This window comes from Streptomyces sp. NPDC001880 (assembly GCF_053594575.1).
Genome location: NZ_JBSFET010000010.1, coordinates 113,657 through 137,310 on the forward strand (window position 1 = coordinate 113,657; position 23,654 = coordinate 137,310).

Annotated in this window: 18 protein-coding genes and 3 pseudogenes; 15 read left to right on the forward strand and 6 right to left on the reverse strand. The window is 72.0% G+C overall.

Features of this window, described 5'->3' with window-relative positions; all coding sequences use genetic code 11:
* Positions 1–61 precede the first annotated feature (61 nt).
* The 9 genes from ACWCQ6_RS09035 (at position 62) to ACWCQ6_RS09075 (ending at position 9,695) form a co-directional block, all read left to right on the forward strand.
* A complete protein-coding gene (locus ACWCQ6_RS09035; RefSeq protein WP_451086984.1) occupies positions 62–946 on the forward strand; it encodes a peptidase S1 in 885 nt (294 codons plus the stop codon).
* Positions 947–1,152: 206 nt separating this feature from the next.
* Entirely contained in the window at positions 1,153–1,791 is a 639-nt protein-coding gene (locus ACWCQ6_RS09040; RefSeq protein WP_451086986.1) for a GNAT family N-acetyltransferase, read from the forward strand.
* Between the two features lie 318 nt (positions 1,792–2,109).
* The gene (gene tdh / locus ACWCQ6_RS09045) at positions 2,110–3,138 is read left to right on the forward strand and encodes an L-threonine 3-dehydrogenase (RefSeq protein ID WP_451086988.1); all 1,029 of its coding nucleotides are present in this window, start codon (positions 2,110–2,112) and stop codon (positions 3,136–3,138) included.
* Between the two features lie 64 nt (positions 3,139–3,202).
* Positions 3,203–4,396, forward strand: a complete 1,194-nt coding sequence (locus tag ACWCQ6_RS09050; RefSeq protein WP_451086990.1) for a glycine C-acetyltransferase — start codon at positions 3,203–3,205, stop codon at positions 4,394–4,396.
* Positions 4,397–4,481: 85 nt separating this feature from the next.
* The gene (locus tag ACWCQ6_RS09055) at positions 4,482–5,414 is read left to right on the forward strand and encodes a LysR family transcriptional regulator (protein WP_451086992.1); all 933 of its coding nucleotides are present in this window, start codon (positions 4,482–4,484) and stop codon (positions 5,412–5,414) included.
* 220 nt (positions 5,415–5,634) lie between these two features.
* Entirely contained in the window at positions 5,635–5,922 is a 288-nt protein-coding gene (locus ACWCQ6_RS09060; protein WP_451086994.1) for a hypothetical protein, read from the forward strand.
* A 556-nt stretch (positions 5,923–6,478) separates the two neighbouring features.
* Positions 6,479–7,786, forward strand: a complete 1,308-nt coding sequence (locus ACWCQ6_RS09065; RefSeq protein WP_451086996.1) for a sensor histidine kinase — start codon at positions 6,479–6,481, stop codon at positions 7,784–7,786.
* Positions 7,774–8,433, forward strand: a complete 660-nt coding sequence (locus ACWCQ6_RS09070) for a LuxR C-terminal-related transcriptional regulator (protein ID WP_451086998.1) — start codon at positions 7,774–7,776, stop codon at positions 8,431–8,433. Before ACWCQ6_RS09065 ends, ACWCQ6_RS09070 begins: the two co-directional genes overlap by 13 nt.
* Positions 8,434–8,567: 134 nt before the next feature.
* On the forward strand, positions 8,568–9,695 hold the full coding sequence (locus tag ACWCQ6_RS09075) for an aminopeptidase P family protein (protein WP_451087000.1): 1,128 nt from the start codon (positions 8,568–8,570) through the stop codon (positions 9,693–9,695).
* A gap of 35 nt (positions 9,696–9,730) precedes the next feature.
* Here the strand turns inward: ACWCQ6_RS09075 and treZ are convergent, their stop codons facing one another.
* Entirely contained in the window at positions 9,731–11,533 is a 1,803-nt protein-coding gene (treZ, locus tag ACWCQ6_RS09080; protein WP_451087002.1) for a malto-oligosyltrehalose trehalohydrolase, read from the reverse strand.
* A gap of 167 nt (positions 11,534–11,700) precedes the next feature.
* Between treZ and ACWCQ6_RS09085 the strand changes: the two are divergent.
* A pseudogene (locus tag ACWCQ6_RS09085) lies at positions 11,701–11,987 on the forward strand (family 1 glycosylhydrolase).
* Between the two features lie 34 nt (positions 11,988–12,021).
* Positions 12,022–13,152 (forward strand): alpha-L-fucosidase, encoded by a 1,131-nt coding sequence (locus ACWCQ6_RS09090; protein ID WP_451087004.1) that lies wholly within the window; start codon positions 12,022–12,024, stop codon positions 13,150–13,152.
* Here the strand turns inward: ACWCQ6_RS09090 and ACWCQ6_RS09095 are convergent.
* Both ACWCQ6_RS09095 and ACWCQ6_RS09100 read right to left on the reverse strand, forming a co-directional pair.
* Positions 13,112–13,384: pseudogene (locus tag ACWCQ6_RS09095) on the reverse strand (GNAT family N-acetyltransferase); the annotation flags it as partial. The gene ACWCQ6_RS09090 and the pseudogene ACWCQ6_RS09095 overlap by 41 nt on opposite strands.
* Before the next feature lie 23 nt (positions 13,385–13,407).
* Entirely contained in the window at positions 13,408–14,361 is a 954-nt protein-coding gene (locus tag ACWCQ6_RS09100; RefSeq protein ID WP_451087006.1) for a GNAT family N-acetyltransferase, read from the reverse strand.
* Positions 14,362–14,546: 185 nt separating this feature from the next.
* Between ACWCQ6_RS09100 and ACWCQ6_RS09105 the strand changes: the two genes are divergently transcribed.
* Entirely contained in the window at positions 14,547–15,113 is a 567-nt protein-coding gene (locus tag ACWCQ6_RS09105; RefSeq protein WP_451087008.1) for a DUF1707 and FHA domain-containing protein, read from the forward strand.
* An 81-nt stretch (positions 15,114–15,194) separates the two neighbouring features.
* Positions 15,195–15,521 (forward strand): annotated as a pseudogene (locus ACWCQ6_RS09110) (cytochrome P450); the annotation flags it as partial.
* Here ACWCQ6_RS09110 and treY read toward each other — a convergent pair.
* Both treY and glgX read right to left on the reverse strand, forming a co-directional pair.
* The gene (treY, locus tag ACWCQ6_RS09115) at positions 15,481–17,877 is read right to left on the reverse strand and encodes a malto-oligosyltrehalose synthase (RefSeq protein ID WP_451087010.1); all 2,397 of its coding nucleotides are present in this window, start codon (positions 17,875–17,877) and stop codon (positions 15,481–15,483) included. The pseudogene ACWCQ6_RS09110 and the gene treY sit on opposite strands and share 41 nt — an antisense overlap.
* 90 nt (positions 17,878–17,967) lie before the next feature.
* Positions 17,968–20,124, reverse strand: a complete 2,157-nt coding sequence (glgX, locus tag ACWCQ6_RS09120; protein WP_451087012.1) for a glycogen debranching protein GlgX — start codon at positions 20,122–20,124, stop codon at positions 17,968–17,970.
* Positions 20,125–20,690: 566 nt separating this feature from the next.
* Between glgX and ACWCQ6_RS09125 the strand changes: the two genes are divergently transcribed.
* Entirely contained in the window at positions 20,691–21,923 is a 1,233-nt protein-coding gene (locus tag ACWCQ6_RS09125; protein WP_451087014.1) for an SAV2148 family HEPN domain-containing protein, read from the forward strand.
* Positions 21,924–22,001: 78 nt separating this feature from the next.
* Positions 22,002–22,733, forward strand: coding sequence for an exonuclease domain-containing protein (locus ACWCQ6_RS09130; RefSeq protein ID WP_451087016.1), 732 nt, complete (start codon positions 22,002–22,004; stop codon positions 22,731–22,733).
* 35 nt (positions 22,734–22,768) lie between these two features.
* Here ACWCQ6_RS09130 and ACWCQ6_RS09135 read toward each other — a convergent pair whose 3' ends face one another.
* Positions 22,769–23,635: a phosphotransferase enzyme family protein gene (locus ACWCQ6_RS09135; RefSeq protein ID WP_451087018.1), complete on the reverse strand. Its 867-nt coding sequence runs from the start codon at positions 23,633–23,635 to the stop codon at positions 22,769–22,771.
* Positions 23,636–23,654: the final 19 nt, after the last annotated feature.

Below are 23,654 nucleotides of genomic sequence, written 5' to 3' on the forward strand. Positions count from 1 at the left end.
AATCCCCCGAGGGCACTGCTCATTGGGCCCACGGATCCCTCTGTGTACAGGAGTTGCTCCGTTGAATCTCAAAACTCTCTCCACGGCGGTGGCCGTTCTGGCGCTGGCCGGACTCGCCGGTTCGACCACGGCCGACGCGGTGCCCGGCACGGTCTCCGGCGACGGTGGCAACCGCATCGGCACCCTGCGTGTCAACGGCGACGCCCATGTGAAGGAGGGCGGGCTCAGCGCCGCCTGGGTCAAGGAGTCCGGGGACGTCAAGCAGATCGCCCTGTCCGGCAACCGCATCGGCGTCCTCACCGGGGACGGTGTCGCGTGGGTGAAGGAGGGCGGCCTCAGCGCCACCTGGGTCAAGGAAGCCACGGACGTCAAGCAGATCGCCCTCTCCGGCAACCGCATCGGCGTCCTGAAGGACAACGGCGAGGCCTATGTGAAGGAGGGGGGCCTCAGTGCCACGTGGGTCAAGGAGACCGACAAGGTCAAGGAGCTCGAACTCTCGGGCAACCGCATCGGTGTCGTCACCGGTGACGGTGTCGCGTGGGTGAAGGAGGGCGGCCTCAGCGCCTCCTGGGTACGGGAGTCCGACAACGCCATCGGCATCGACCTGGCCGGCAACCGCATCGGCGTCCTCGCAGGCAACGGTGTCGCGTGGGTGAAGGAGGGCGGCCTCAGCGCCTCCTGGGTACGGGAGGCCGACGACGTCATCCAGCTCGAACTGTCCGGCGACCGCATCGGCGTCCTGAAGGACGACGGCACGGCGCACGTCAAGGAGGGCGGGCTCAGCGCGAGCTGGGTGCACGAGTACGACCAGGCCATCCAGATCGCCCTGTCCGGCAACCGGATCGGCGTCCTCAAGGGCGACGGCGACGCGCGGGTGAAGGAGGGCGGCCTCAGCGCGACCTGGGTCCTGCAGGCCAACAACGTCACGGAGCTGGCCCTCTCCTGAACCGCCGTACGGCGTACGCCCCGTGAGGCCCGCCGCGCCGCACACCGTGCCGACTTCGGTGCGCGGCGCGGTGCGCACGGGCCCCGACCTCGACACTCCGGGAAATCGCTGGTCAGGGGCTCGGCGCTGCGGGAAAACGCTGGTCAGGGCCTCGACGCTGCGGGAAATCGCTGGTCAGAGGATCGGCGCTTCGGTAGAAAGGCGCCATGAGTACTTCCTCCTCCCCGCAGGCCGCCCAGAGCCCCGGTCCCGTCGACCGCAAGTCCTTCATCCGCACCACACTCGATCTGGGAGATGTGGTGCTGCGCCCCTGGAGCCGGGAGGTCGCTGGATCTCAGGCCGTGCTGGACGGCCTGGTGGCCGCCGGGGCGGATCCGGCGATCGCCCTCTGGAACCCCATAGCGACAGCGGACCGTGACGCGGCCCGCGCATGGGCGGAGGCGCGCGACGGAGGGTGGGAACGCGGCGCGGCCGCCGCCTTCGCCGCCCTGGACGCCGCCGACGGCACCCTGCTGGGCAATGTCACCCTGCGCTGGGTCGACCGCGCGGACGGACTGGCGATGATCGGCTACTGGCTGCTGCCGGCCGCCCGGGGGCGGGGCATCGCGACCCGCGCGACCGGGGCGGTGACGAGCTGGGGCTTCGCGACGGCCGACGCCCGCCGTATCGAGATCGCCCACGCCGTCGGCAACGAGGCGTCCTGCCGGGTGGCCGACCGCTGCGGCTACCTCCCCGAGGGCACCCTGCGCGACTCCCACCGCTTCGGCGACGGCAAGTACCACGACGAGCACCTGCACGCCCGCCTGGCCACCGACCCGGAACCGGCCCGGACCGAGGGGGAGTAGCCCGGGCGGCACCCCCGTACGCCGATTCGGTGACGACAACCGCCTTGCAGGACAACCGACGGGTGCGGTCGGTCCGGACGGGCCAACCGTACGACGGCATGAAGCGGATCTTCGGGTGTGCTTAAGAAAACCTCGATGGACCTGTGGCGCGGGGTGCGGCAGATTTCTCCGTGACGGCAGAGGATGGTGCGCGGCAGCCGGTCGACGCGCGCTGCCACTCGCCCCGTCCCTCTCGATCCTCCCCGGGCCGCAGGCTTTGCACAGGCATGCCCCCGGCCCGGGGTACTCAACGCCGCACCAGCGCAGGGAGCCGCAGCCGTGAAGGCACTCGTGAAGCAGAAGGCCGAGCCGGGACTCTGGCTGATGGACGTGCCGGAGCCGGAGATCGGCCCCACGGACGTACTGATCAAGGTCCTCCGTACCGGCATCTGCGGCACCGATCTGCACATCCGCAACTACGACGGCTGGGCGCAGCAGGCCGTGAGCACTCCGCTCGTCCTCGGGCACGAGTTCGTCGGTGAGGTCGCGGAGACCGGCGCCGATGTCGTCGACATCAACGTCGGCGACCTGGTCAGCGGCGAGGGCCACCTGGTGTGCGGCAAGTGCCGCAACTGCCTGGCCGGCCGCCGCCACCTGTGCCGCTCCACGCTCGGGCTCGGCGTCGGCCGGGACGGGGCCTTCGCCGAGTACGTCGCCCTTCCCGCGTCCAACGTCTGGGTGCACCGGGTCCCCGTCGACCTCGATGTCGCCGCGATCTTCGACCCGTTCGGCAACGCCGTGCACACCGCGCTGTCGTTCCCGCTGGTCGGCGAGGACGTACTGATCACCGGCGCCGGACCGATCGGCATCATGGCCGCAGCCGTCGCCAGGCACGCGGGCGCCCGCAACGTCGTCATCACCGACGTCAGCGAGGCCCGCCTCGAACTGGCCCGGAAGGTCGGCGTCAGCCTCGCCCTGAACGTCGGCGAGGAGACCATCACCGAGGGCCAGAAGCGCCTCGGACTGCGCGAGGGCTTCGACGTCGGCCTGGAGATGTCCGGCCGGCCCGAGGCGATGCGCGACATGATCGCGAACATGACGCACGGCGGCCGGATCGCCATGCTGGGACTGCCGTCCGAGGAGTTCGCCGTCGACTGGGCCCGCGTCGTCACCTCGATGATCACCGTCAAGGGCATCTACGGCCGCGAGATGTACGAGACCTGGTACGCCATGTCCGTACTGCTGGAGGGCGGCCTCGACCTCGCCCCCGTGATCACCGGCCGGTACGGCTACCGCGATTTCGAGGCGGCCTTCGACGACGCGGCGAGCGGCCGCGGCGGCAAGGTCATCCTCGACTGGACCTCCTGACCCGACGCCCTGACCCGACGCCTCCGTGGCCGACGCCACCGTAGACAGCTGGGAGACCCCCCTCATGTTCGAATCCGTACGCGACGACCTGCGCACCACCCTCGAAGAGATCGAGGCCGCCGGACTGCACAAGCCCGAACGCGTGATCGGCACCCCGCAGTCCGCGTCGGTCGCCGTCACCGCGGGCGGCCGCCCCGGTGAGGTGCTCAACTTCTGCGCCAACAACTACCTGGGCCTCGCCGACCACCCCGAGGTGATCGCCGCCGCCCACGAGGCGCTGGACCGCTGGGGCTACGGCATGGCCTCGGTCCGCTTCATCTGCGGTACCCAGGAGGTCCACAAGGAGCTGGAGCAGCGGCTCTCCACGTTCCTCGGACAGGAGGACACGATCCTCTACTCCTCCTGCTTCGACGCCAACGGCGGTGTCTTCGAGACCGTCCTCGGCCCGGAGGACGCGGTCATCTCCGACGCCCTCAACCACGCCTCCATCATCGACGGCATCCGCCTCTCCAAGGCCAAGCGGTTCCGCTATGCCAACCGCGACATGGACGACCTGGAGAAGCAGCTCAAGGAGGCCTCCGGCGCCCGGCGCAGGCTCGTCGTCACCGACGGCGTCTTCTCCATGGACGGGTACGTCGCGCCGCTGCGCGAGATCTGCGACCTGGCCGAGCGCTACGACGCCATGGTCATGGTCGACGACTCGCACGCCGTCGGCTTCGTCGGCCCCGGCGGCCGCGGCACGCCGGAGCTGCACGACGTGATGGACCGCGTCGACATCATCACCGGCACCCTCGGCAAGGCGCTCGGCGGCGCGTCCGGCGGCTATGTCGCGGCCCGCGCCGAGATCGTCGCGCTGCTGCGCCAGCGCTCCCGGCCGTACCTCTTCTCCAATTCCCTCGCCCCGGTCATCGCGGCCGCCTCGCTGAAGGTCCTCGACCTGCTGGAGGGCGCCGGGGACCTGCGTGAGCGGCTGAACGCCAACACCGAGCTGTTCCGCACCCGGATGACCGCGGAGGGCTTCGACATCCTGCCCGGCGACCACGCCATCGCCCCCGTCATGATCGGGGACGCGGCGAAGGCGGGCCGGATGGCGGAGCTCCTCCTGGAGCGCGGTGTGTACGTGATCGGCTTCTCCTACCCGGTCGTCCCGCAGGGCGCGGCCCGCATCCGCGTCCAGCTCTCCGCCGCCCACTCCACGGCGGACGTGAACCGGGCCGTGGACGCGTTCGTCGACGCGCGGGCCGCACTGGGGGAGTAGCGCCCGGCCGCCCCTGCCCGAAGGCTCACCGGAAAGCCCCGCCCGCGAGGCGGGGTTCCCTCCGTGACCTGGGACAATGGGGCGCATGATCGATTCACGGCGGCTGCGCATCCTCCGTGCGGTGGCCGACCACCGCACGGTGACCGCCGCAGCCGCCGCGCTGTATCTCACCCCCTCCGCGGTCTCCCAGCAGCTCGCCGCGCTGGAGCAGGAGACCGGGCACCGGCTCGTCGAACGGGGCGCGCGCGGCGCCCGGCTCACCCCCGCCGGGGAGATCCTGCTGACCCACACCAACGCGGTGCTGGCCCAGCTGGAACGTGCCGAGGCGGAACTCGCCGCGTACGGCTCGGGTGACGCCGGTACGGTCACCGTCGCCGCGTTCGCCACCGGCATCGGCCTGGTTCTCGCCCCCGCGATCGCCGAACTGACGCGGACCGCGCCCGGCATCCGGGTACGGGTCCAGGACGCCGAGGGCGACGCGAGCGTGCCGATGGTGCTCGACCGGCAGGTCGATGTGGCGGTCGCCGTCGAGTACCGGGGCGCCCCCGGCGAGGACGATCTGCGGCTGACCCGGGTGCCGCTGTACTCCGAGCCGTTCGACGCGGTGCTGCCCGTCGGGCACCGGCTGGCAGGCCGGGCGCAGGTGGCCATCGCCGACCTGGAGAAGGACGCGTGGATCGGCCCGTACCCCGGCAACCCCTGCCACGACGTGGTGGTCCTGTCCTGTGAGTTCGCCGGCTTCCAGCCGAGGCTGGAGCACTCCTCGGACGACTTCCGCGCGGTCGTCGCGCTGGCCGGGGCGGGCGCCGGGGTGGCGCTGGTGCCGCGGTCGGCGCTGCGGGGGATGGAGCTGGCGGGGGTGGTGGTGCGGCCGGTGGAGGGCAGCGCGCCGACCCGCCGGGTCTTCGCCGCGGTACGGCAGGGGGCGGAGGGGCATCCCCTGATCGCCCCGGTCCTCGACGCGCTGGCCGCGGCCGCGGGCCGGGAGGGCGCGCTGCCGCTGCCGATGTCCTCGTGACCCGGAAACGGCACGGGAGTGCCGCTGCCGATCGGGCCCCGGGGCCGGTGGCCGGGCCCGGGGCCCCAACCGTTCTTCGGCTCATCGGCGGCCGACCGGTCAGGTGAATGACTCCGAAGAGTGATCACTTCGGTCCGGGTGCGGGTACATCGACGCCTGTACCCGCAGCACTCGCTGCCGCACCCGCGGCACACGCTGCCCCACGCACGGGAGACCGGCCATGAAGAGGATTCTTGCCTGCGCAGCAACCGTGATCGGACTGGTCACGGGTCTGGGTGCCGTCACCGCGACCGCGGCGACGGCATCGGACGTCATCATCATCAAGGAGAGCGGTCCGGGCGATGCCGTGTTCAGCCAGGTGAAGGACTCCCACCACGTCGTGCAGAACACGAACGACAAGAGTGTCACTACCGGTGACATCAGCACCTGGGTGAAGGGGAAGTTCAAGGACAGCCCCTTCACCTTCGAAATCGAGGGGGCCGAGCAGGACCAGAGCGAGCAGAGCTGACCGGCCGGGCCCGTCGCCGGGGCGTGTTTCGAAAGTCCCGCCGGGTCGGGGGCGTCCGGCACTGCCCCGAGCTCTCGGCATCGCTCGAGCAGGGGAGACCCCATTGCTCGCCGCGTTGTCGGTCGTCGGCGCGGCCCGCTGCGCTCTCCTCCCTCCGTCTTGCGATCGCACGCACCGGACGCCCCCGGCCCCGCCCTCAGGGCGGACGACGCTACTTCCGGAACACGCCCTGGCCGTCCCAGGGCGGAACACGTGAGCGGTGGTGGCCCCGATGCCTTGGCCTGGCATCGGGGCCACCACCGCTCGGAGCGAGCTCTTCACGAGCGGCCGTGCCGTACACGCTCACCTCCGGCGGCGGAGGGCGGACCGGCCGCCGGCCGTGCCCGGCCATATCGTGCCCAGCCCCGCCTTCCCTTCCGACCTGGGTAAACGCTAGGAATCCGAGGCTGTCCGCACGAGGGTGCGCGGTCCCGGAACAGGGGTGCAGCCAGCTCCACCCCGCGCCGGGACAGGGCCCCACTCCGGCGGTGGGCGTACCCCCGTAACGTGATGCGTCATGAGCATCACACCCGCCCCGCTCGCGGCCGCCATCCGGCGTTCGTGGGACGCCTCGCGCTATCTGGCCGTCGGTATCGCGGTCGCGCTGCTCGCCTATGTGGGCGCGTTCCTCGTGGTGGCGGTGCTGCTGTTCGCCGCCGTGATCATCGGGCTGCCCGCGCTGCCGGAGGCCGCCAAGGTGCTGCGCCGGTGCGCGGAGTTCGAACGACGCAGGGCGGCGGCGCGGCTGGGCGTGCCGTTCACACCGACGCGGTATCCGTCGCTGGACAACGGAGAACTGTCCGAGCGGGTACGGCGGGTGCTCGCCGATCCCACGGTCTGGCGCGACGTGCTCTGGCTGCCCCTCCAGGCGCTCATGGGCAATGCCATCGGCTACCTCGCGATGGTGCTGTGGCCGGTCGGGCTCCTGGTGGACGGGGTCGCTCTGCCGGTCGTGCACCTGCTGGACCGGCGCGCCGCCGACGAGTACGGGACCCCGTTGCCCGAGCGGCAGGGGTGGGTGCTGCGCTGGCACGGGGTACTCGCGGACCTGTCGGCCGGCTGGACACGGTCGCTGCTCACCTCGTCGCCGTCGGCCGCGCTCGCCGAACGGATCGCCCAGCTGACCGAGAGCCGGGCCGGTGCGGTCGAGGCGCACGGCGCCGAACTGCGGCGCATCGAACGCGATCTGCACGACGGCGCCCAGGCCAGGATCGTCGCCCTGTCGTTGCGCATCGGCCTCGCCAGACAGCTCCTGGACAGCGACCCGGCCGCCGCGCGCATCCGCCTGGACGAGGCACAGGACGGCGCGGAGGCGGCCCTCGCGGAACTGCGGCACGTGGTGCGCGGCATCCATCCTCCGGTGCTGACGGACCGTGGACTGGCAGGCGCGGTAAGGGCGTTGGCTGCCGACGCGGGAGTGCCCGTCACCGCGGAACTGGACGGTGTCGAGGACGGCCGGCGGCTTCCGGCCGCGATAGAGGCCGCCGCCTACTACGTCATCGCCGAGGCACTCACCAACATCAGCAAGCACAGCGGTGCGACTGCCGCGACCGTGCGCATCGAACGCACCCCCGGCACCCTGCGGGTGACCATCAGCGACAATGGGCACGGCGGCGCGGGCGAACGGCACGGCACCTCGGAGAAGCCCTCCACCGGCGGCGATCGCCCGAGCCCCCGGCCCGCGCGGGCAACGGACCGGGGTGGGTCCGGCAGCGGGCTGGTCGGCATCGGACGGCGGATCGCCGCCCTGGACGGCACCACCCGCATCAGCAGCCCCATCGGGGGGCCGACGGACATCGAGGTGGAGCTGCCGTGCGGATCGTGATCGCCGAGGACAACGCGCTGTTGCGGGAGGGCCTGATCCTGCTGCTCACCAGCTCGGGCCACGAGGTGGTGGCCGACGCGGCGACCGGACCCGAGGTGCTGCCCGCCCTGCTGGAACACCGTCCGGACGCCGCGGTGCTCGACGTGCGGCTCCCGCCCAGCTTCCGCGACGAGGGGCTGCGTGCCGCACTCGCCGCCCGCGCGGAGCTGCCCGAGCTGCCGATCCTGGTGCTCTCGCAGTACGTGGAGGAGACGTACGCCGCCGAGCTGCTCGCCCAGGGCGCGCAGGGCATCGGCTATCTCCTGAAGGACCGGATCGGCCGGGTCGACCAGTTCCTCCAGGCGCTGGACCGGGTGGCGGCCGGCGGCACGGCGCTCGACCCCGAGGTCGTGACCCAGCTGCTGACCCGCAAGTCGTCGGCCGAGCCGCTGCGGAGCCTCACCCCGCGCGAGCGCGAAGTGCTGGAACTGATGGCCCAGGGCAAGGCGAACGGCACCATAGCCGCCGAACTCGTGGTGACCGAACGGGCGGTGAGCAAACACATCGGCTCCATCTTCGCCAAGCTCGGCCTGGAACCCGACGACGGCACGGTGCACCGACGGGTGCTGGCGGTGCTGGCGTATCTGGAGGGCAAGGGGACGCGCTGACCCGAGGCGTACGCGAACCCCGTGAACGTCGGCTCGGGTCGGCCTCGTCCGAGAGGTGGCGGAGCCCCGCTCGCGTCGACCGGCCCGGAGAGGCAGGATGCTGTGTGCCGTGTCGCGTCGCCAGGAGGTCCCGCATGCCCAGCCAGAGCCAGCCCGTACCGTTCACCGCCGACGACTACCGGGCCCGTATGACGCGCGCGGCCGAGACCGCTGCCGAGGCCGGGCTCGCGGGCGTCCTGGTCGCGCCCGGACCCGATCTCGTGTACCTCACCGGCTACCAGCCCGTGAACACCGAACGCCTCACCGTCCTCGTCCTCACGGCCGGTCAGGACCCGGTCCTCGTCGTCCCGACGCTGGAGGCCCCGGACGCGGAGAAGGCCGTCGGCGCCCGGGCCCTCACCCTGCGGGACTGGACCGACGGCACGGACCCCTACGCCGTCACCGCACCGCTGCTCGACGGCGCGGGCCGGTTCGGGATCAGCGACAACGCCTGGGCGATGCACCTGCTCGGGCTGCAGCGCACGCTGCCGGGCACCTCGTACGTCTCCCTCACCGAGGCGCTGCCGATGCTGCGCGCGGTGAAGGACGCCCATGAGCTGGAGCGGCTCGCGGCCGCCGGAACCGCCGCCGACGCCACGTACGAGGAGATCCTCAAGGTGCGCTTCTCCGGCCGCAAGGAGACCGACATCGCCGCAGAACTGGCAGATCTGCTGCGGAAGTTCGGGCACTCCCAGGTCGACTTCACAGTCGTCGGCTCCGGCCCCAACGGCGCCAATCCGCACCACGAGGCCGGTGACCGCACCATCGAGCGGGGCGACATGGTCGTACTCGACTTCGGCGGCCTCAAGCACGGCTACGGCTCGGACACCTCCCGTACGGTTCACGTCGGTGAACCCACCGCCGAGGAACAGCGGGTCCACGACATCGTGCGAGAGGCGCAGGAGGCCGGCTGCGACGCGGTCCGGCCGGGCGTCGCCTGCCAGGAGATCGACCGCGCGGCCCGCGCGGTGATCACCGAGTTCGGCTACGGCGAACGCTTCATCCACCGCACCGGCCACGGCATCGGCGTCACCACCCACGAACCGCCCTACATGATCGAGGGCGAGGAGCAGCCGCTGGTGCCCGGGATGTGCTTCTCCGTGGAGCCGGGCATCTATCTGCCGGGCCGGTTCGGTGTGCGGATCGAGGACATCGTGACCGTGACCGAGGACGGCGGCCGACGTCTCAACAGCACCGCGCGCGAGCTGGCGATCGTCGAGTAGCCGGACGCGGGGCGCGCCCCGTCGGCGCCGGGCCGTCAGTCGTCGGCCAGCACCACGCACGACTCCGGCGGCAGGTGCAGCAGCCCGTCGACGCCCGGGGCCTCCACCGGTTCCCACGCCGCCACCACCCGGTCCACGCCGCCCCGGCGCCGGCTGCCGCCCAGCGGGATCGTGGCCGGCTTCTCGCCGAGGTTGACCGCGATCCGCAGATCGCCCCTGCGGTAGGCCAGCCAGCGCGCCTGCTCGTCGTGGGCGGTGCGCACCGACGCCAGGTCCGGGTCGCGGAGGTCGGGCAGGGTGTGGCGCAGCGCGATCAGCTCGCGGTACCAGGCGTGCAGCCGGGCGTGCGGTTCCCGCGAGGGTTCGCTCCAGTCCAGACAGGACCGGCTGCGGGTGGCCGGGTCCTGTGGGTCGGGAATGGCGTCCGCCACCCAGCCGTGCGCCGCGAACTCCCGCCGCCGGCCGCTGCGTACCGCCTCGGCGAGCTCCGGATCGGTGTGGTCGGTGAAGAACTGCCAGGGGGTGCGCGCGCCCCACTCCTCGCCCATGAACAGCATCGGCGTGAAGGGCCCGGTCAGGACGAGGGCAGCGGCGCAGGCCAGCAGGCCGGGGGAGAGAGTGGCGGAGAGCCGGTCGCCCAGGGCCCGGTTGCCGATCTGGTCGTGGGTCTGGGCGTAGCCGACGAAGCGGTGGGCGGGCGTGCGGACGATGTCGACGGGGCGGCCGTGGGTGCGGCCCCGGAAGGTGGAGTACGTGCCGTTGTGGAAGAACACGCTCGTCACGGTCTTGGCGAGGGCGGCCAGCGGAGCCTTGGCGAAGTCCGCGTAGTAGCCCTGGGACTCCCCGGTGAGCGCGGTGTGCAGGGCGTGGTGGAAGTCGTCGTTCCACTGGGCGTGCAGACCGATGCCGCCCGATTCGCGGGGGGTCGTGGTCCGCGGGTCGCAGAGGTCGGACTCGGCGATCAGCGGGAGCGGACGGCCCAGCTCGGCCGCGAGCGCGTCGGCCGCCGTGGACAGCTCCTCCAGAAAGGTCAGCGCCCGCCCGTCGGCCAGCGCGTGGACCGCGTCGAGCCGCAGTCCGTCGAGCCGGTAGTCCCGCAGCCAGGCGAGCGCGCTGTCCAGCAGGAACGCCCGCACCTCGTCCGATCCCGGGGCGTCGAGATTGACCGCCGGGCCCCACGGCGTGTGATGGGTTCCGGTGAAGTACGGGCCGAAGGCCGGGAGATGATTGCCGGACGGGCCGAGGTGGTTGTGGACCACGTCCAGGAGGACCGCGAGCCCGAGACCGTGCGCGGTGTCGACGAAGCGCTTGAGCCCATCCGGCCCGCCGTACGGCTCGTGCACGGCCCAGAGCGACACCCCCTCGTACCCCCACCCGTGCGTGCCGGGGAACGGGCAGACCGGCATCAGCGACACATGGGTGACGCCGAGCTCGGCCAGGTGGCCCAGTCGCGCAGCCGCTGTGTCGAAGGTGCCCTCGTCGGTGTACGTACCGATGTGCAGCTCGTACAGGACGGCGCCCGGAAGCCCCCGGCCGGCCCAGTCGCTGCGCCATTCGAACAGCGAGTGGTCGACGACGGCGCTCTCGCCGTCCGGCCCGTCCGGCTGGCGGCGCGAACGCGGATCGGGAAGCACACGCGGGGCGGCACCGTCCCCGTCGCTGCCGCCCTCCTCGCGCTCGCCCCCGTCCAGGACGAAGCCGTAGCGGTCCCCGTCCGACGCCTCCGCCCGGGCCGTCCACCAGCCGTCCCGCCCGGGATCACGTCCCATAGCCCGCAGCTCGCCCGACAGCCACAGCCCGACCGAGCCCGCATCCGGTGCCCATACCTCGAACAGCATTGCAACGCTCCTCGTCTCCTCGCCCGTGCCCCGTCGTCGGCAGCAGCCGCGATCACCGGCCCACGACACTGGATCGAGCCCGTTACTGGCGATTAAGTCTGGTTCTGATCATTGCCCCGCCGGGTTCCGCTCAATACGCGCTCCCTCTTACGGCCGTGGAGGCCGAGATGACCGTGCCGTCCTTCCCGCCCGGCTTCCTCGAGGAAACCCGCCGCATCTCCTACCTCGAAGGGCACCTGCGGGCCCTTCGTGAGGCCATCGACGCGGGCGTCGACGTGCGCGGCGACTTCACCTGGTCGCTCACCGACAACGTCGAGTGGATCGAGGGCGCCGGCAAGCGCTTGGCCTGGTCCACATCGACTACGAGACACTGCGCCGGACGCCCAAGGACTCGTACGCCTGGTACCGCGAGCTGATCCGTACGCAGAAGGGGCAGTCGGGCACACCGGCCTGACGGACCGTCCGCGGTGTGATCCATACTTCGCGGCATGGTTGCTTCATGGTGGACCCGGGCCGGACTGGGGATCTTCGTGCACTGGACGCCCGCCTCGGTGCCGGGCTGGGCCCCGCGGTACGTCCCCGTGGACGAACTCCCCCTGGCCGGCCGCCGCTCGCCGCTCGGCTGGACGTGGTACGCCGAGTGGTACGAGAACGCGCTCCGGTTCCCCGACAGCCCCGTCTCCGCCCATCACCGCGCGACCTACGGATCCCGCCCGTACGCCGCCTTCGGGGGCGACTTCAACGAGGCCCTGGAGAGCTGGGACCCCACCGAGTGGGCCCGCGGCTTCCGCGCCGCGGGCGCCCGCTACGCCGTCCTGGTCACCAAGCACCACGACGGTTTCTGCCTCTGGCCCTCCGAGGCCGCCAACCCGCACCGCGCCCGCTGGCACACCACACGTGACGTCGTCGGTGAGTTCGCCGAAGCCGTACGGGCCGAGGGGCTGCGTTTCGGGGTCTACTACTCCGGCGGACTCGACTGGACCTTCGACGACCGCCCCATAGGGACCGGCGCGGACACCGTCTCGGCCGTACCGCGCGGCGGCTACCCTGCCTACGCGGGTGCCCAGATACGCGAACTGATCCGCCGTCACCGCCCCGACATCCTCTGGAACGACATCGCCTGGCCCGGCTCCCGCACCGATGTCCAGCGGCTCATCGAGTACTACCGCTTCGCCGTCCCGCACGGCGTCGTCAACGACCGGCTGTTCCCGTACGCGCCGATGTGGCGTGCGCTGAGGCTTCCCGGCGCCAAGGTCCTGTACAACAGCTGGGAACGACGCACCGTCGCCCGGGGCGAGGGTTTCGTCCCGCGCCGGCCCCCGTACTACGACTTCCGCACCCCGGAATTCGCCCGCTGCACCGGGCCCGACCCGTACGAGATCACCCGCGGCATCGACCACGGCTTCGGCTACAACCGCAACTCCCCGCCCGAGGCGTACCTCGGCCGCGAGGCACTGGAGTCGCTGGTACGCGAGACAGCGGCCGGGGGAGGCAGTCTGCTGCTCAACGTGGGGCCGCGCGGCGAGGACGCGACGATCCCCGCCGAGCAGCAGCTCCGCCTGGAATGGCTGGCGGAACTCACCCCCGCACTCGGATCGGATGGATGCGCTCCTGACTGATGCGATGACCGGCCCGCGCGAACGCGGCTGCCATCGGCGCGTTGCTCCGGTCGGTGGCGCCCGTGATGAACCCGGCGCCCTCGGCCGCGAGGAAGTGTGTGCACTCCACGAGCAGGTCGTACCCGTAGCCGTGGCTCCGCTGCTCGGGAACGACCCCGATGAAGCCGATGCACGGGCCGCCCGGGTCGTGGGCGGGCACCTGGATGCCGGCCAGTTCGCCGTCGGAGGCGTATGGCGAGCCGGCCGTCCGCCGATTCAGTCCCACACCATGTCGAAGGAGCGCTCGAAGTTCACGTACCCGAGGCGCTCGAAGGACTTGGCCATCGGTACGTTGCCGAGGTCGGTGGCGGCCCGGATCCGTGCCACGCCGTCCTGCGCGGCCAGCACCCTGGTGCCCTCGGCGAGGATGTCGTCGATGTAGCCGTGGCCGCGCCGGGCGGGCAGCACACCGATGTACGCGATGATCGGGTTGTAGTCGTTGCGTGCCGGGATCACGAACCCGACCGGTGCACCGTCCGGGAGCTCGGCGATCCGCCACCACTCGTGCGGGGTCCGGTACTTCGCCAGCTCCTCGTCGTAGTGCTTCTCGGCAGCCTCGCGGGCGCTGAGCCCGGACGCCAGATCGGCCTGCCCGTGGGCGTCGAGGGTGCCCTCCATCACCGGTGCCATCAGCGCGAGGAGATCCTCACGCCCGTCGACCGGGCGGAAGCGGAGCCGGCCGCTGTCGGCGGGGACCGGCGTGCCGGCGCGCCACTCCAGACGGAGCCGCTCGACCAGCATCCGCGCACCGGAACGTTCCATGACCCGGATCCGGGCCTCGACGACATCGCGGACGGCCAAGTCCTCGCGCCAGTCGGCCGGTACGAAGCGTCCGTACTCGGGCCGCGGGGCGCCGGCCGGCACGACCGCTGCCGTCGCCGTCTCCAGCAGCTCCAGCCCGATCTCGACGCGTTCGGGCTCGGGCAGTGTGTCGTCCAGGTCGAAGAAGTCGAGGAGCAGCGGCGCCTGACCGCTCAGGCTCCACCACGCGATGCGTGCCACCAGGTGATTGCCGCGCATCGCCACCCACATCCAATCGGGGCGGCGACGCCCGCTCTCCAGGTCGTCGGCGAGCTCGTGATCGAGGGTGTACGACAGCCGGCGGAAGAGCCCGAGCTCCTGCGGACCGGTGAGCGGACGGATGGTCAGTTCCTGTGGTGCAGGGGTCACACAAGCTCCTGTAAGCGCGCCGAAGTGCCTTCCGGCGGATGCCGGGCGGCCTGCGGCGGGAGACGGTAGCAACGTCTTCGCGGCCGTGCGCGGGGATATCCGGGGTCAGGGCGCTGCGCAGGGGCCGGGACGGGACACGGGCCCGTTCTGGACACTCCGGGGCGGTCGGACCGACAATTGGCCGTGTGACGTCCTCCTTCGAGTCCCACACGTATTCCGTGCGGCTGTCCGACGCCCAGCGCGACCGTGTGCTCGGCGTACTCAGAGACGGTGCGGCACAGGGAAAGCTGTCCCACGACACCTTCATGCGGCGCATGGAGCTGGCCCTCACCGCCCGGCGCTCCGAGGAGCTGGACGCACTCACCGCCGACCTGGGGGGCGAGGGCCGCTGGTCACGGCGGATACTCCGGGTCGTGGGCGGGGTCTCCGGATTCCCCGGCCGGGTGCGCCGGGTCTGGCAGACCGAACGGCTCCCCAAGCTCCTGCTCCCCACCCCCAGCCCGCACCCCCTGCTGATCGGCCGCGACCCCGGGAACGGTCTGCGGCTCAACCATGAGACCGTCTCCCGGATGCACGCGGAGCTCACCGTGCGGGGCGGCTGCTGGCTGCTGCGCGACCTCGGCTCGACCAACGGCACCTGCGTCAACGGCCAACGGGTCACCGGCACGGTCCCGGTCCGCGACGGGGACCAGGTGAGCTTCGGGCGGATGAGCTTCCGGCTCTCCGCGCCCGTCCCCGGGCCCCCGGGCTGAGAGCCCCCGCCCGGGAACCGGCCGCACGGCAGTCGGCGGTTCGGCAGCCGGCCCGCTCAGGACCGCTGGTGCAGCCCGCGGCTGCGCCGCACCGTCACCGAGGCCGCCAGCAGCGGCGGCACCCTGCCCGCCGGGGCGTACGTCGCCTGCCTGATCGGCTCGGCCGGCCGCGATCCGGAACGGTTCGCCGCCCCCGACCTCTTCGACCCCTTCCGCCGCGACCGGAGCCGGTCCCTCACCGGACCCGCGTCCTGTCCGGCCGTCCTGCTCGGCAGGCTGGAAGCCCGCCAGGGCCTGCGTGCGCTGCTCGACGCGATGCTCCGGCTCCGCTGGGCGGACGGGTTCCGCCCGGCCGGTACCGGGCTGCTCACCCGTGGTCTGCGGGCCCTCCTCGTCCGGCCCGGCTGAGCAGCGCCACCGGCCGCGCGGCGAAGAGCTCGGCGAGCGCGACCGGGCCCCCGGCGTACTCCCGACCGGGCGCCAGCAGATCGGTCCACGGCCCGTCGTCCGGCAGCGCCAGCTCCGTGTCGTGCCAGCCGCCCGACTCGGCCAGCCGCAACGACAGCCTGGTCACGGCGGTGACCACCTCGCCCGAGCGGCAGAACGCCAGACAGTGCGCGGCCGCCGGGCCACGGGCGCTCAGCGGGACGTACGTACCGGACTCGCCGAACACCACCGGCCGCTCGCGCCGCAGCCGCAGGGCGGCCGCCGTCAGCTCGCCCTTCTCGCCGAGGGCCCCGTCCAGGGACGGTTCGCAGAACGGCCGCCGGTTGTCCGGGTCGACCAGCGCCAGGTACTCCCGCTCCGTGCCCTGGTACAGATCCGGCACACCCGGCATCGTCAGATGCACCAGCGCCGCCCCGAGCACATTGGCCCGCACATATGGGTCGAGCATGTTCGCGAACCGCTCCAGGATCTCGCGCACCGGACCGGAACCGGCCGCCGGCCCGGCCGCGACGAAGTCCGTCACCGCCCGCTCGTATCCCGGTTCGGATTCGGTCCAGCTGGTGAAGAGCCCGGCCTCGCGGACCGCCTTCAGCAGCGCAGGCTCCAGCCGGCCCGCCATCTCGCCGCCCGGCAGCCTCGCGCAGCCCACGGCCGTCTGCCAGGCCTGCCAGGCGAGCTGGGCGTCGGGCGCGGTGGCCGGGGTGGCCCGCTCCAGCTCCGTCAGCAGCCCGGACCACGACTCCGGACACTCCGTCAGCACCGCGATCCGGGCCCGTACATCGGCGCTGCGCTTGGTGTCATGGGTGGTCAGCGCCGTGCCGGTGGCCGGCCAGTCACGGGCCAGCCGGGCACAGAACGCGTGGAACTGCTCCGGTGTCACCGCGGGCTGCCCGGGGTCGCCGCCCACCTCGTTGGCCGAGATCAACGGCACGTACCGGTAGAACGCCGTGTCCTCGACCGACTTGGCGCGCAACGCGGAAGCGGTCTGGGCGAACCGGGCACAGAACGCGCCCCGCTCGGGCCCCTCTCCCAGCCGCCCCAGCGCCAGCTCCCGGACCACGTCGACGGCCGAGCCCTCCTCCGCCACGGCGAACACCGCCTTCGCATCCCGTACGACCGCGTCCGACAGCGTCTGTTCGGCCGTCGCCGTGCAGGGCCCGCCGGCCGTCGCGTACGGGCGGTAGACCGGTACCCGCACGAGCAGTTCGCGCACGGCGGCGTGCAGCGTCCACGGGGCGTGATCGCGCAGCGCGGGGTCGTCCGCGCAGATCCGTACGGCGAGCCGGGTCAGCAGCTCCGTCTCGGCGGCCAGTTCATGCGTCACCACCCGGTACGCGGCGCGCCGCACGGTCGCCGTCCAGAAACCGCCGCGGTCGCCGGCGGGGCCCGCGTACTCCCGGTAGCGGCCGACCAGCTCCGCCGCGCCCATCGGGTCGACGAACAGGCCGTCGACGCGGTGCAGCACGTCGTACCCGGTCGTCCCCGCGACGGCCCAGTCCGCGGGCAGCGGCTCGCCGCCGGTGAGGATCTTCTCCACCACCGTCCACCGCCCGCCGGTGGCCGCCGAGAGCCGCTCCAGGTAGGCCGCGGGGTCGGCCAGCCCGTCGGGGTGGTCGATGCGCAGCCCGTCGACGACACCGTCCCCGACCAGTTCGAGGATCTTGCCGTGGGTGGCGGCGAAGACCTCGGGGTCCTCCACCCGCACCCCGATGAGTTCCGAGATGGTGAAGAACCGCCGGTAGTTCAGCTCGGTACGGGCCAGCCGCCACCAGCCGAGCCGGTAGTGCTGGGCGTCCAGCAGCTCCGGCAGCGGCAGACCGGCGGTGCCGGTCCGCAGCGGGAACTCCTGCTCGCCGTAGCGCAGCACGTCCCCGTCCGCCCGGAGCCTGCCGAGCTCGTCGCCGATCCGCCCGCCGAGCACCGGCAGCAGCACCTTGCCGCCGCCCGCCGCCCAGTCGATGTCGAACCAGCGGGCGTACGGGGACCCGGGGCCCTCGCGCAGCACCTCCCACAGCGCGTGGTTGTGGCGCGGGACGGCGGCCATGTGGTTCGGCACGATGTCCACGATCAGCCCGAGACCGTGGCCGCGTGCCGTGCGGGCCAGCTCCCGCAGCCCCTCCTCACCGCCGAGCTCGGCGCGGACCCGGCCGTGGTCGACGACGTCGTAACCGTGCCGGGAGCCGGGCACGGCCTCCAGGACCGGGGACAGATGCAGATGGGAGACGCCGAGCGAGGCGAGATACGGCACGGCGTCTCCGGCGGCCGAGAACGGGAAGTCGGGCTGGAGCTGGAGCCGGTAGGTGGCGGTGGGCGTCATGCGGACGTTCGTACCCAGCCTGGCGGCATCTGTGTCACGGAATGCCGCAAAGGGCACGACCGGCGGTGTGCCCCGGCTGCCGGACACGCCTCAGGCGGGCCGCTGGAGCACCGTCATGCTGCGTCCGACCAGCGTCACCCGATCGCCTGCCGCCACCTTCGGCCCTGAGCCGGGCATGACTCCGACCGGGCGGGCTGTGTCGACCACCACCATCCACTGTCGGCCGTGGTTCACCGGAACGGAGAACTCCAGCGTCTCGGCGCTCGCGTTGAACATCAGCAGGAACGAGTCGTCGGAGATCCGCTCGCCGCGCGGCCCCGGCTCCGAGATCGCGTGTCCGTTGAGGAAGACCGTCAGTGCCTTGGCGTGCGCGGCCTGCCAGTCCCGCTGCGTCATCTCGCGGCCCTGCGGAGTGAACCACGCGATGTCCGAGAGCTCGTCGTGGGTGCCCTCGACCGGACGGCCGTGGAAGAACCGGCGGCGCCGGAAGACCGGATGGTCGCGGCGGAGCCAGACCATCGCCCGGGTGAACTCCAGCAGACTGCTGCCGAGGTCGCTCGCCCCGTCCCGTCCGGCCTCGTCCTCGGCGGCTTTTGCCGGGTCCGGCCAGTGCACCCACGACAACTCGCTGTCCTGGCAGTACGCGTTGTTGTTGCCCCGCTGCGTACGCGCGAACTCGTCGCCGTGGCTCAGCATGGGCACACCCTGCGACAGCATCAGCGTGGCGACGAAGTTCCGCATCTGCCGCATCCGCAGATCGAGGACCTCCGGCTGGTCGGTGTCCCCCTCCGCGCCGCAGTTCCAGGACCGGTTGTGGCTCTCGCCGTCCCGGTTGCCCTCGCCGTTCGCCTCGTTGTGCTTGTCGTTGTACGAGACCAGGTCGTGCAGCGTGAATCCGTCGTGGCAGGTGGTGAAGTTGATCGAGGCGAGCGGCCGCCTGCCGTCGTCCTGGTACAGGTCCGACGAGCCGGTCAGCCTCCCCGCGAACTCGGCGAGGGTCCGGGGCTCGCCCCGCCACAGATCCCGCACGGTGTCCCGGTACTTGCCGTTCCACTCGGTCCACAGCGGCGGGAAGTTCCCCACCTGGTAGCCGCCCTCGCCCACGTCCCACGGCTCGGCGATCAGCTTCACCTGGCTGACCACCGGGTCCTGCTGCACCAGGTCGAAGAACGACGACAGCCGGTCCACCTCGTGGAACTGCCGGGCCAGGGTGGCCGCCAGATCGAAACGGAAGCCGTCCACATGCATCTCCGTGACCCAGTACCGCAGCGAGTCCATGATCAGCTGGAGCACGTGCGGCGACCGCATCAGCAGGGAGTTCCCGGTCCCCGTGGTGTCCATGTAGTACCGCTGGTCGTCCGCCAGCCGGTAGTACGAGGCGTTGTCCAGGCCCCGGAAGGAGAGCGTCGGACCCAGGTGGTTGCCTTCCGCGGTGTGGTTGTAGACCACGTCGAGGATCACCTCGATGCCGGCCTGGTGCAGCGCCCGCACGACCTGCTTGAACTCCAGCACCTGCTCGCCGCGGTCGCCCCAGGAGGCGTAGGCGTTGTGCGGGGCGAAGAAGCCGATGGTGTTGTAGCCCCAGTAATTGGCCAGCCCGGCGTCGGCCAGCCGGTGGTCCTGGACGAACTGGTGAATAGGCATCAGCTCGATCGCCGTGACGCCCAGTTCCGTCAGATGGGCGATCACCTCCGGATGGGCCAGGCCCGCGTAGGTGCCGCGCAGCTCCTTCGGCAGCCCCGGGTGGAGCATCGTCAGGCCCTTCACATGGGCCTCGTAGATCACCGTGCGGTGGTAGTCCGTACGGGGCCGCCGGTCGTCGCCCCAGTCGAAGTACGGGTTGACCACGACCGAGGTCATGGTGTGCGGCGCCGAGTCGAGGTCGTTGCGCGCGTCGGGCCGGCCGAACGGATAGCCGTACACCGCCTCGCCCCACCCGATCTGCCCGGCGACGGCGCGGGCGTACGGGTCGAGCAGCAGTTTGGCCGAATTGCAGCGGACGCCGCGCTCCGGTTCGTACGGCCCGTGGACCCTGAATCCGTACCGCTGACCGGGCATCACACCGGGCAGATAGGCATGGCGGACGAAGGCGTCGGTCTCCCTGAGCTCCACCGCCGTCTCGGAACCGTCGTCGTGCAGCAGGCACAACTCGATTCGTCTGGCGGCCTCCGAGAAGACCGCGAAGTTGGTCCCGGCGCCGTCGTACGTGGCACCGAGGGGATACGCCTGTCCGGGCCAGACCTGCATAGGTTCGACTCTTCCACTTCTGATCCGGGTGCCTGGAGCTTGCGGGCTGCCAGAACCCGTCCGACCCCTGATCCGCCGGACCGGCCCTGGAGCCTGTCGGGTGGCCTCCGGCCGGGCGGCCACGCCCTGGCACGCACGCTTCCCGGGTTGTCGTCGGTCGCCGACGCTCCGCGTCGACTCCCTCCTCCGCCTCGGAATCGCACGCACCGGACCGCGTCCGCTATCCGATCGGAGGCCACCCGACAGGCTCTGAGCCAGATCTTCCCCGAAACAGGTGCGGCTACCTAGGACCGACCGGCACGTCACGCGGTCCGGTCAACATCGGGCCTCTCCGTGTCGCCCGGAACCGGGACCCGGCCCCCCGGACCCGGCTCCCGCCCGGTACCGGGCGCCGGATGGGGCGCTCAATCACTATGAATCCCCTCACTACGGCAGATCTTGCCGCCGGGAACATCCACGCGTCATGGAGGAGTTGACGAATCAGCATGTGCATCCGGCTGCACCGGCTCCCGCTCCCGGAGTACCCTTCCTTGATCGTTGGTGGGGGAGTGGAAGGCGGTGCGCGGGTGAGCTCGGGAGGCTTCGAGCTGCCCCCAGGTGACCCAGGTCACGAGGGGGAATCCACCGATGTCCCACCAGGGGCGGTTTCACTTGCGCAGCCCATGGAGATCGGCGCGGAACTGGACTGGGGAGCGGACACCTGGAGCGAGGTGCGGACGCGCGCCCAGCGGGCCGGGCGGGCCTACATCTGGCTGAATCTCGTGGAGCAACGGCTGCGCGCCGTGGTCGCCGCGGTGCTCCGGCCGATCTACGAGCCGGTCCACGGCGAGGACTGGGTGGTGGCCGCCGCCGGGCCCGCCGGGCAGGAGTGGGTGCAGCGCGCCGTCGCCGTGCGCGAGGTCTCGCGCCGCAAGGGCTATCTGCTGGACCCCGCCGACGACAACGTCCTCAGCTTCCTCACGCTGCCTCAGCTGCGTGAGCTGATGGTCCAGCACTGGCCGTGCTTCGAGGCGTACTTCGACGACCGGCGCGAGGTGGAGCTGGCGCTCGACGAGCTGGAGGTCGCCCGCAATGTGGTCTCCCGCAACCGCGCCCTGAACGAGGCGGTCCTGGCCCAGGCCGAGCGCGCCTCCGCCCGGCTCCTGGAGATCCTGGGCAGCGGCGCCGCGGTCCCGTCGGCCGACCGGCTCCCGGTCGACGCCGTCGAGGAGCTGGTCGGCGACCGGTACGCGGACGTGGTCTCCGTCCACTCCGACCGGGTGCGCCTCCAGCGCCAGCTGCCGGCCGAGGATCTCTTCGGCGGTTCGCGCCGGCTCGACGCGATCGGCATAGGGCTCAATCTGCTGGTGCAGAATTTCTCCGGCCGCCGGCTCATCCGGCTCGCCGAGTCGGGCTGCAGGGTGCGGCTGCTCTTTATCAACCCGGCGAGCAGCGCGGTCAAGCGCCGGGAGCGGGAGCTGGGCCTGAAGAAGGGCGAGCTGAGCCGGTCGGTGGAGATGAACATCCTCCATATGCGCCGGGTCCGCTCCAAGCTCCGTGATCCGGGTGCCTTCGAGATCCATGTGTTCGACGAGACCCCGCGCTTCACGGCCTATCTGGTGGACGGCGACGGGACGGACGCGGTCGGGGTCGTCCAGACCTATCTGCGGCGCGCCCGCGGCATGGAGGCGCCCGTGCTGGTGCTGCGCGGTGGCGGGCGTGCCGTGGTCCGGGCGGGTCAGGACAACGAGCACGGGCTGTTCGAGACGTACCGCGAGGAATTCGAGTCCGTATGGGCGGACTCCCGGCCCGTCTCCTGAGGGGCCGCGACCGCGTTGTCAGTGGTGCATGCGAGGGTGGTCATCACCTGGGGGAGAGCACCACGAAGGAGGTACGGGATGAGCTGGCACCGGGAGGCGCTGGTCGGCTTCGACCTGGAAACGACCGGCACCGATCCGCTGGAGGCCCGGATCGTGACGGCCGCGGTCGTCGGCGTCGGCGGCAGGGACGGGGAGCCGGTGCGGCAGCGCACCTGGCTTGCGGATCCGGGCATCCGGATTCCCGAGCAGGCCTCGGCGATCCACGGCATCAGCAGCGAGCGGGCGGCGGCGGAGGGCCGGCCGGTGCGCGAGGTGGCCGACGAGATCGCCGCGACGCTCACGGAGTACTGGCGCCGGGGCGTGCCGGTCGTCGCGTACAACGCCGCCTTCGATCTGACGCTGCTCACGGCGGAGTTGCAGCGGCACGGGCTGCCGTCGCTGAGCGACCGGCTCGACGGGGCGGGGATCGGGCCGGTCGTCGACCCGTACACCATCGACCGGGCCGTCGACCGCTACCGCAAGGGCAAGCGCAACCTGGAGGCGGTCTGCGTCGAGTACGGCGTGGTGCACGGCGGAGCCCATGACGCGGGGGCGGACGCACTGGCCGCGGTCCGGGTGGCGTACGCCATAGCCGAGCGGCACGGTTCGGTCGCCGGGCTGACCGCCGCCGAGCTGCACGAGCGCCAAGTGGAGTGGTACGCGCAATGGGCGGCGGACTTCCAGCAGTTCCTGCGCCGCAAGGGAACCGCCGACGCGGTGGTCGACGGCCACTGGCCGCTGCGGGAGCCGGCCGGGGTCGCCGCCGGCTGACGGCCGGGTCCGCAGCCGGGTTCAGGGGGCGGAGCTCAGAACGGATACCACCGCACCGCCGTGTCGCCGTCACGCAGCGAGGCCACCCGGCGGCGGAATTCCACAAGGGCCTTCGGGTTGGCCGGCGCGTGCTGGGACACCCAGGCACAACTGGCCGTCTCCCGGGCCCCGCGAAGCACCGCGCAGCCCTCCCACTCGCGGACGTCCCAGCCGTACGTGGCGGTGAACGCGTCGTACGCCTCGGGCGCCAGGCCGTACCGGTCCCGGGACAGCGCGAGCACCACCAGGTCGTGCTCGCGCAGATCCGCGGAGAAGGTCTCCAGGTCGACCAGCACCGGCCCGTCCGGACCGACATGGACGTTGCGGGGCAGCGCGTCGCCGTGGATCGGCCCCGGCGGCAGATGCGGGACCAGTGCGGCGGCGGCAGCCGCGAAGCCGTCGCGGCGCTCGCGCAGATAGTCGGCGTCGGCCGGGTCGATCGCGTCGCCCGCGAGCCGCAGCCAGCGTTCGACGCCGCCCAGCAGTTCACGGCGCGGCAGACCGAGGCCGTCCGGGGCGGGCAGCGCGTGCACCAGGGTCAGCAGCTGCGCCAGGTCCCGCGGCTCGGCGGGGCGTACGGCGTCGGGCAGCCGGTGCCAGAGGGTCACGGGGTGGCCCTCGACCAGGCGCGCCGTGTCCTCGGCGGCCCGTACGGCGGGCACGCCCGAGTCGGCCAGCCATCGGGCGACGGCCACCTCGCGTTCGGCCCGGTCCCGTAGTTCCGGGTGCTGCACGGCGTCCCGGCCGACCTTGACCACCAGGTCGCCCACGGCGAACACCGCGTTCTCACCCAGCGCGAGCAGCTCCGCACCGCCGGACAGTCCGGCAGCGGTCAGCACCTCACGCGCACGCATCTCGTTCATGGCTCCGATTTTCGCATCG

Coding starts and splice junctions, on each gene's coding strand:
- treZ (WP_451087002.1), bottom strand. CDS start 11,533: ATGCTGTTCGAGGTATGGGCACCGGATGCGGGCTCGGTCGGGCTGTGG.
- ACWCQ6_RS09135 (WP_451087018.1), bottom strand. CDS start 23,635: ATGAACGAGATGCGTGCGCGTGAGGTGCTGACCGCTGCCGGACTGTCC.
- ACWCQ6_RS09050 (WP_451086990.1), top strand. CDS start 3,203: ATGTTCGAATCCGTACGCGACGACCTGCGCACCACCCTCGAAGAGATC.
- ACWCQ6_RS09075 (WP_451087000.1), top strand. CDS start 8,568: ATGCCCAGCCAGAGCCAGCCCGTACCGTTCACCGCCGACGACTACCGG.
- ACWCQ6_RS09055 (WP_451086992.1), top strand. CDS start 4,482: ATGATCGATTCACGGCGGCTGCGCATCCTCCGTGCGGTGGCCGACCAC.
- ACWCQ6_RS09060 (WP_451086994.1), top strand. CDS start 5,635: ATGAAGAGGATTCTTGCCTGCGCAGCAACCGTGATCGGACTGGTCACG.
- ACWCQ6_RS09040 (WP_451086986.1), top strand. CDS start 1,153: ATGAGTACTTCCTCCTCCCCGCAGGCCGCCCAGAGCCCCGGTCCCGTC.
- treY (WP_451087010.1), bottom strand. CDS start 17,877: ATGACGCCCACCGCCACCTACCGGCTCCAGCTCCAGCCCGACTTCCCG.
- ACWCQ6_RS09065 (WP_451086996.1), top strand. CDS start 6,479: ATGAGCATCACACCCGCCCCGCTCGCGGCCGCCATCCGGCGTTCGTGG.
- ACWCQ6_RS09090 (WP_451087004.1), top strand. CDS start 12,022: ATGGTTGCTTCATGGTGGACCCGGGCCGGACTGGGGATCTTCGTGCAC.
- ACWCQ6_RS09130 (WP_451087016.1), top strand. CDS start 22,002: ATGAGCTGGCACCGGGAGGCGCTGGTCGGCTTCGACCTGGAAACGACC.
- glgX (WP_451087012.1), bottom strand. CDS start 20,124: ATGCAGGTCTGGCCCGGACAGGCGTATCCCCTCGGTGCCACGTACGAC.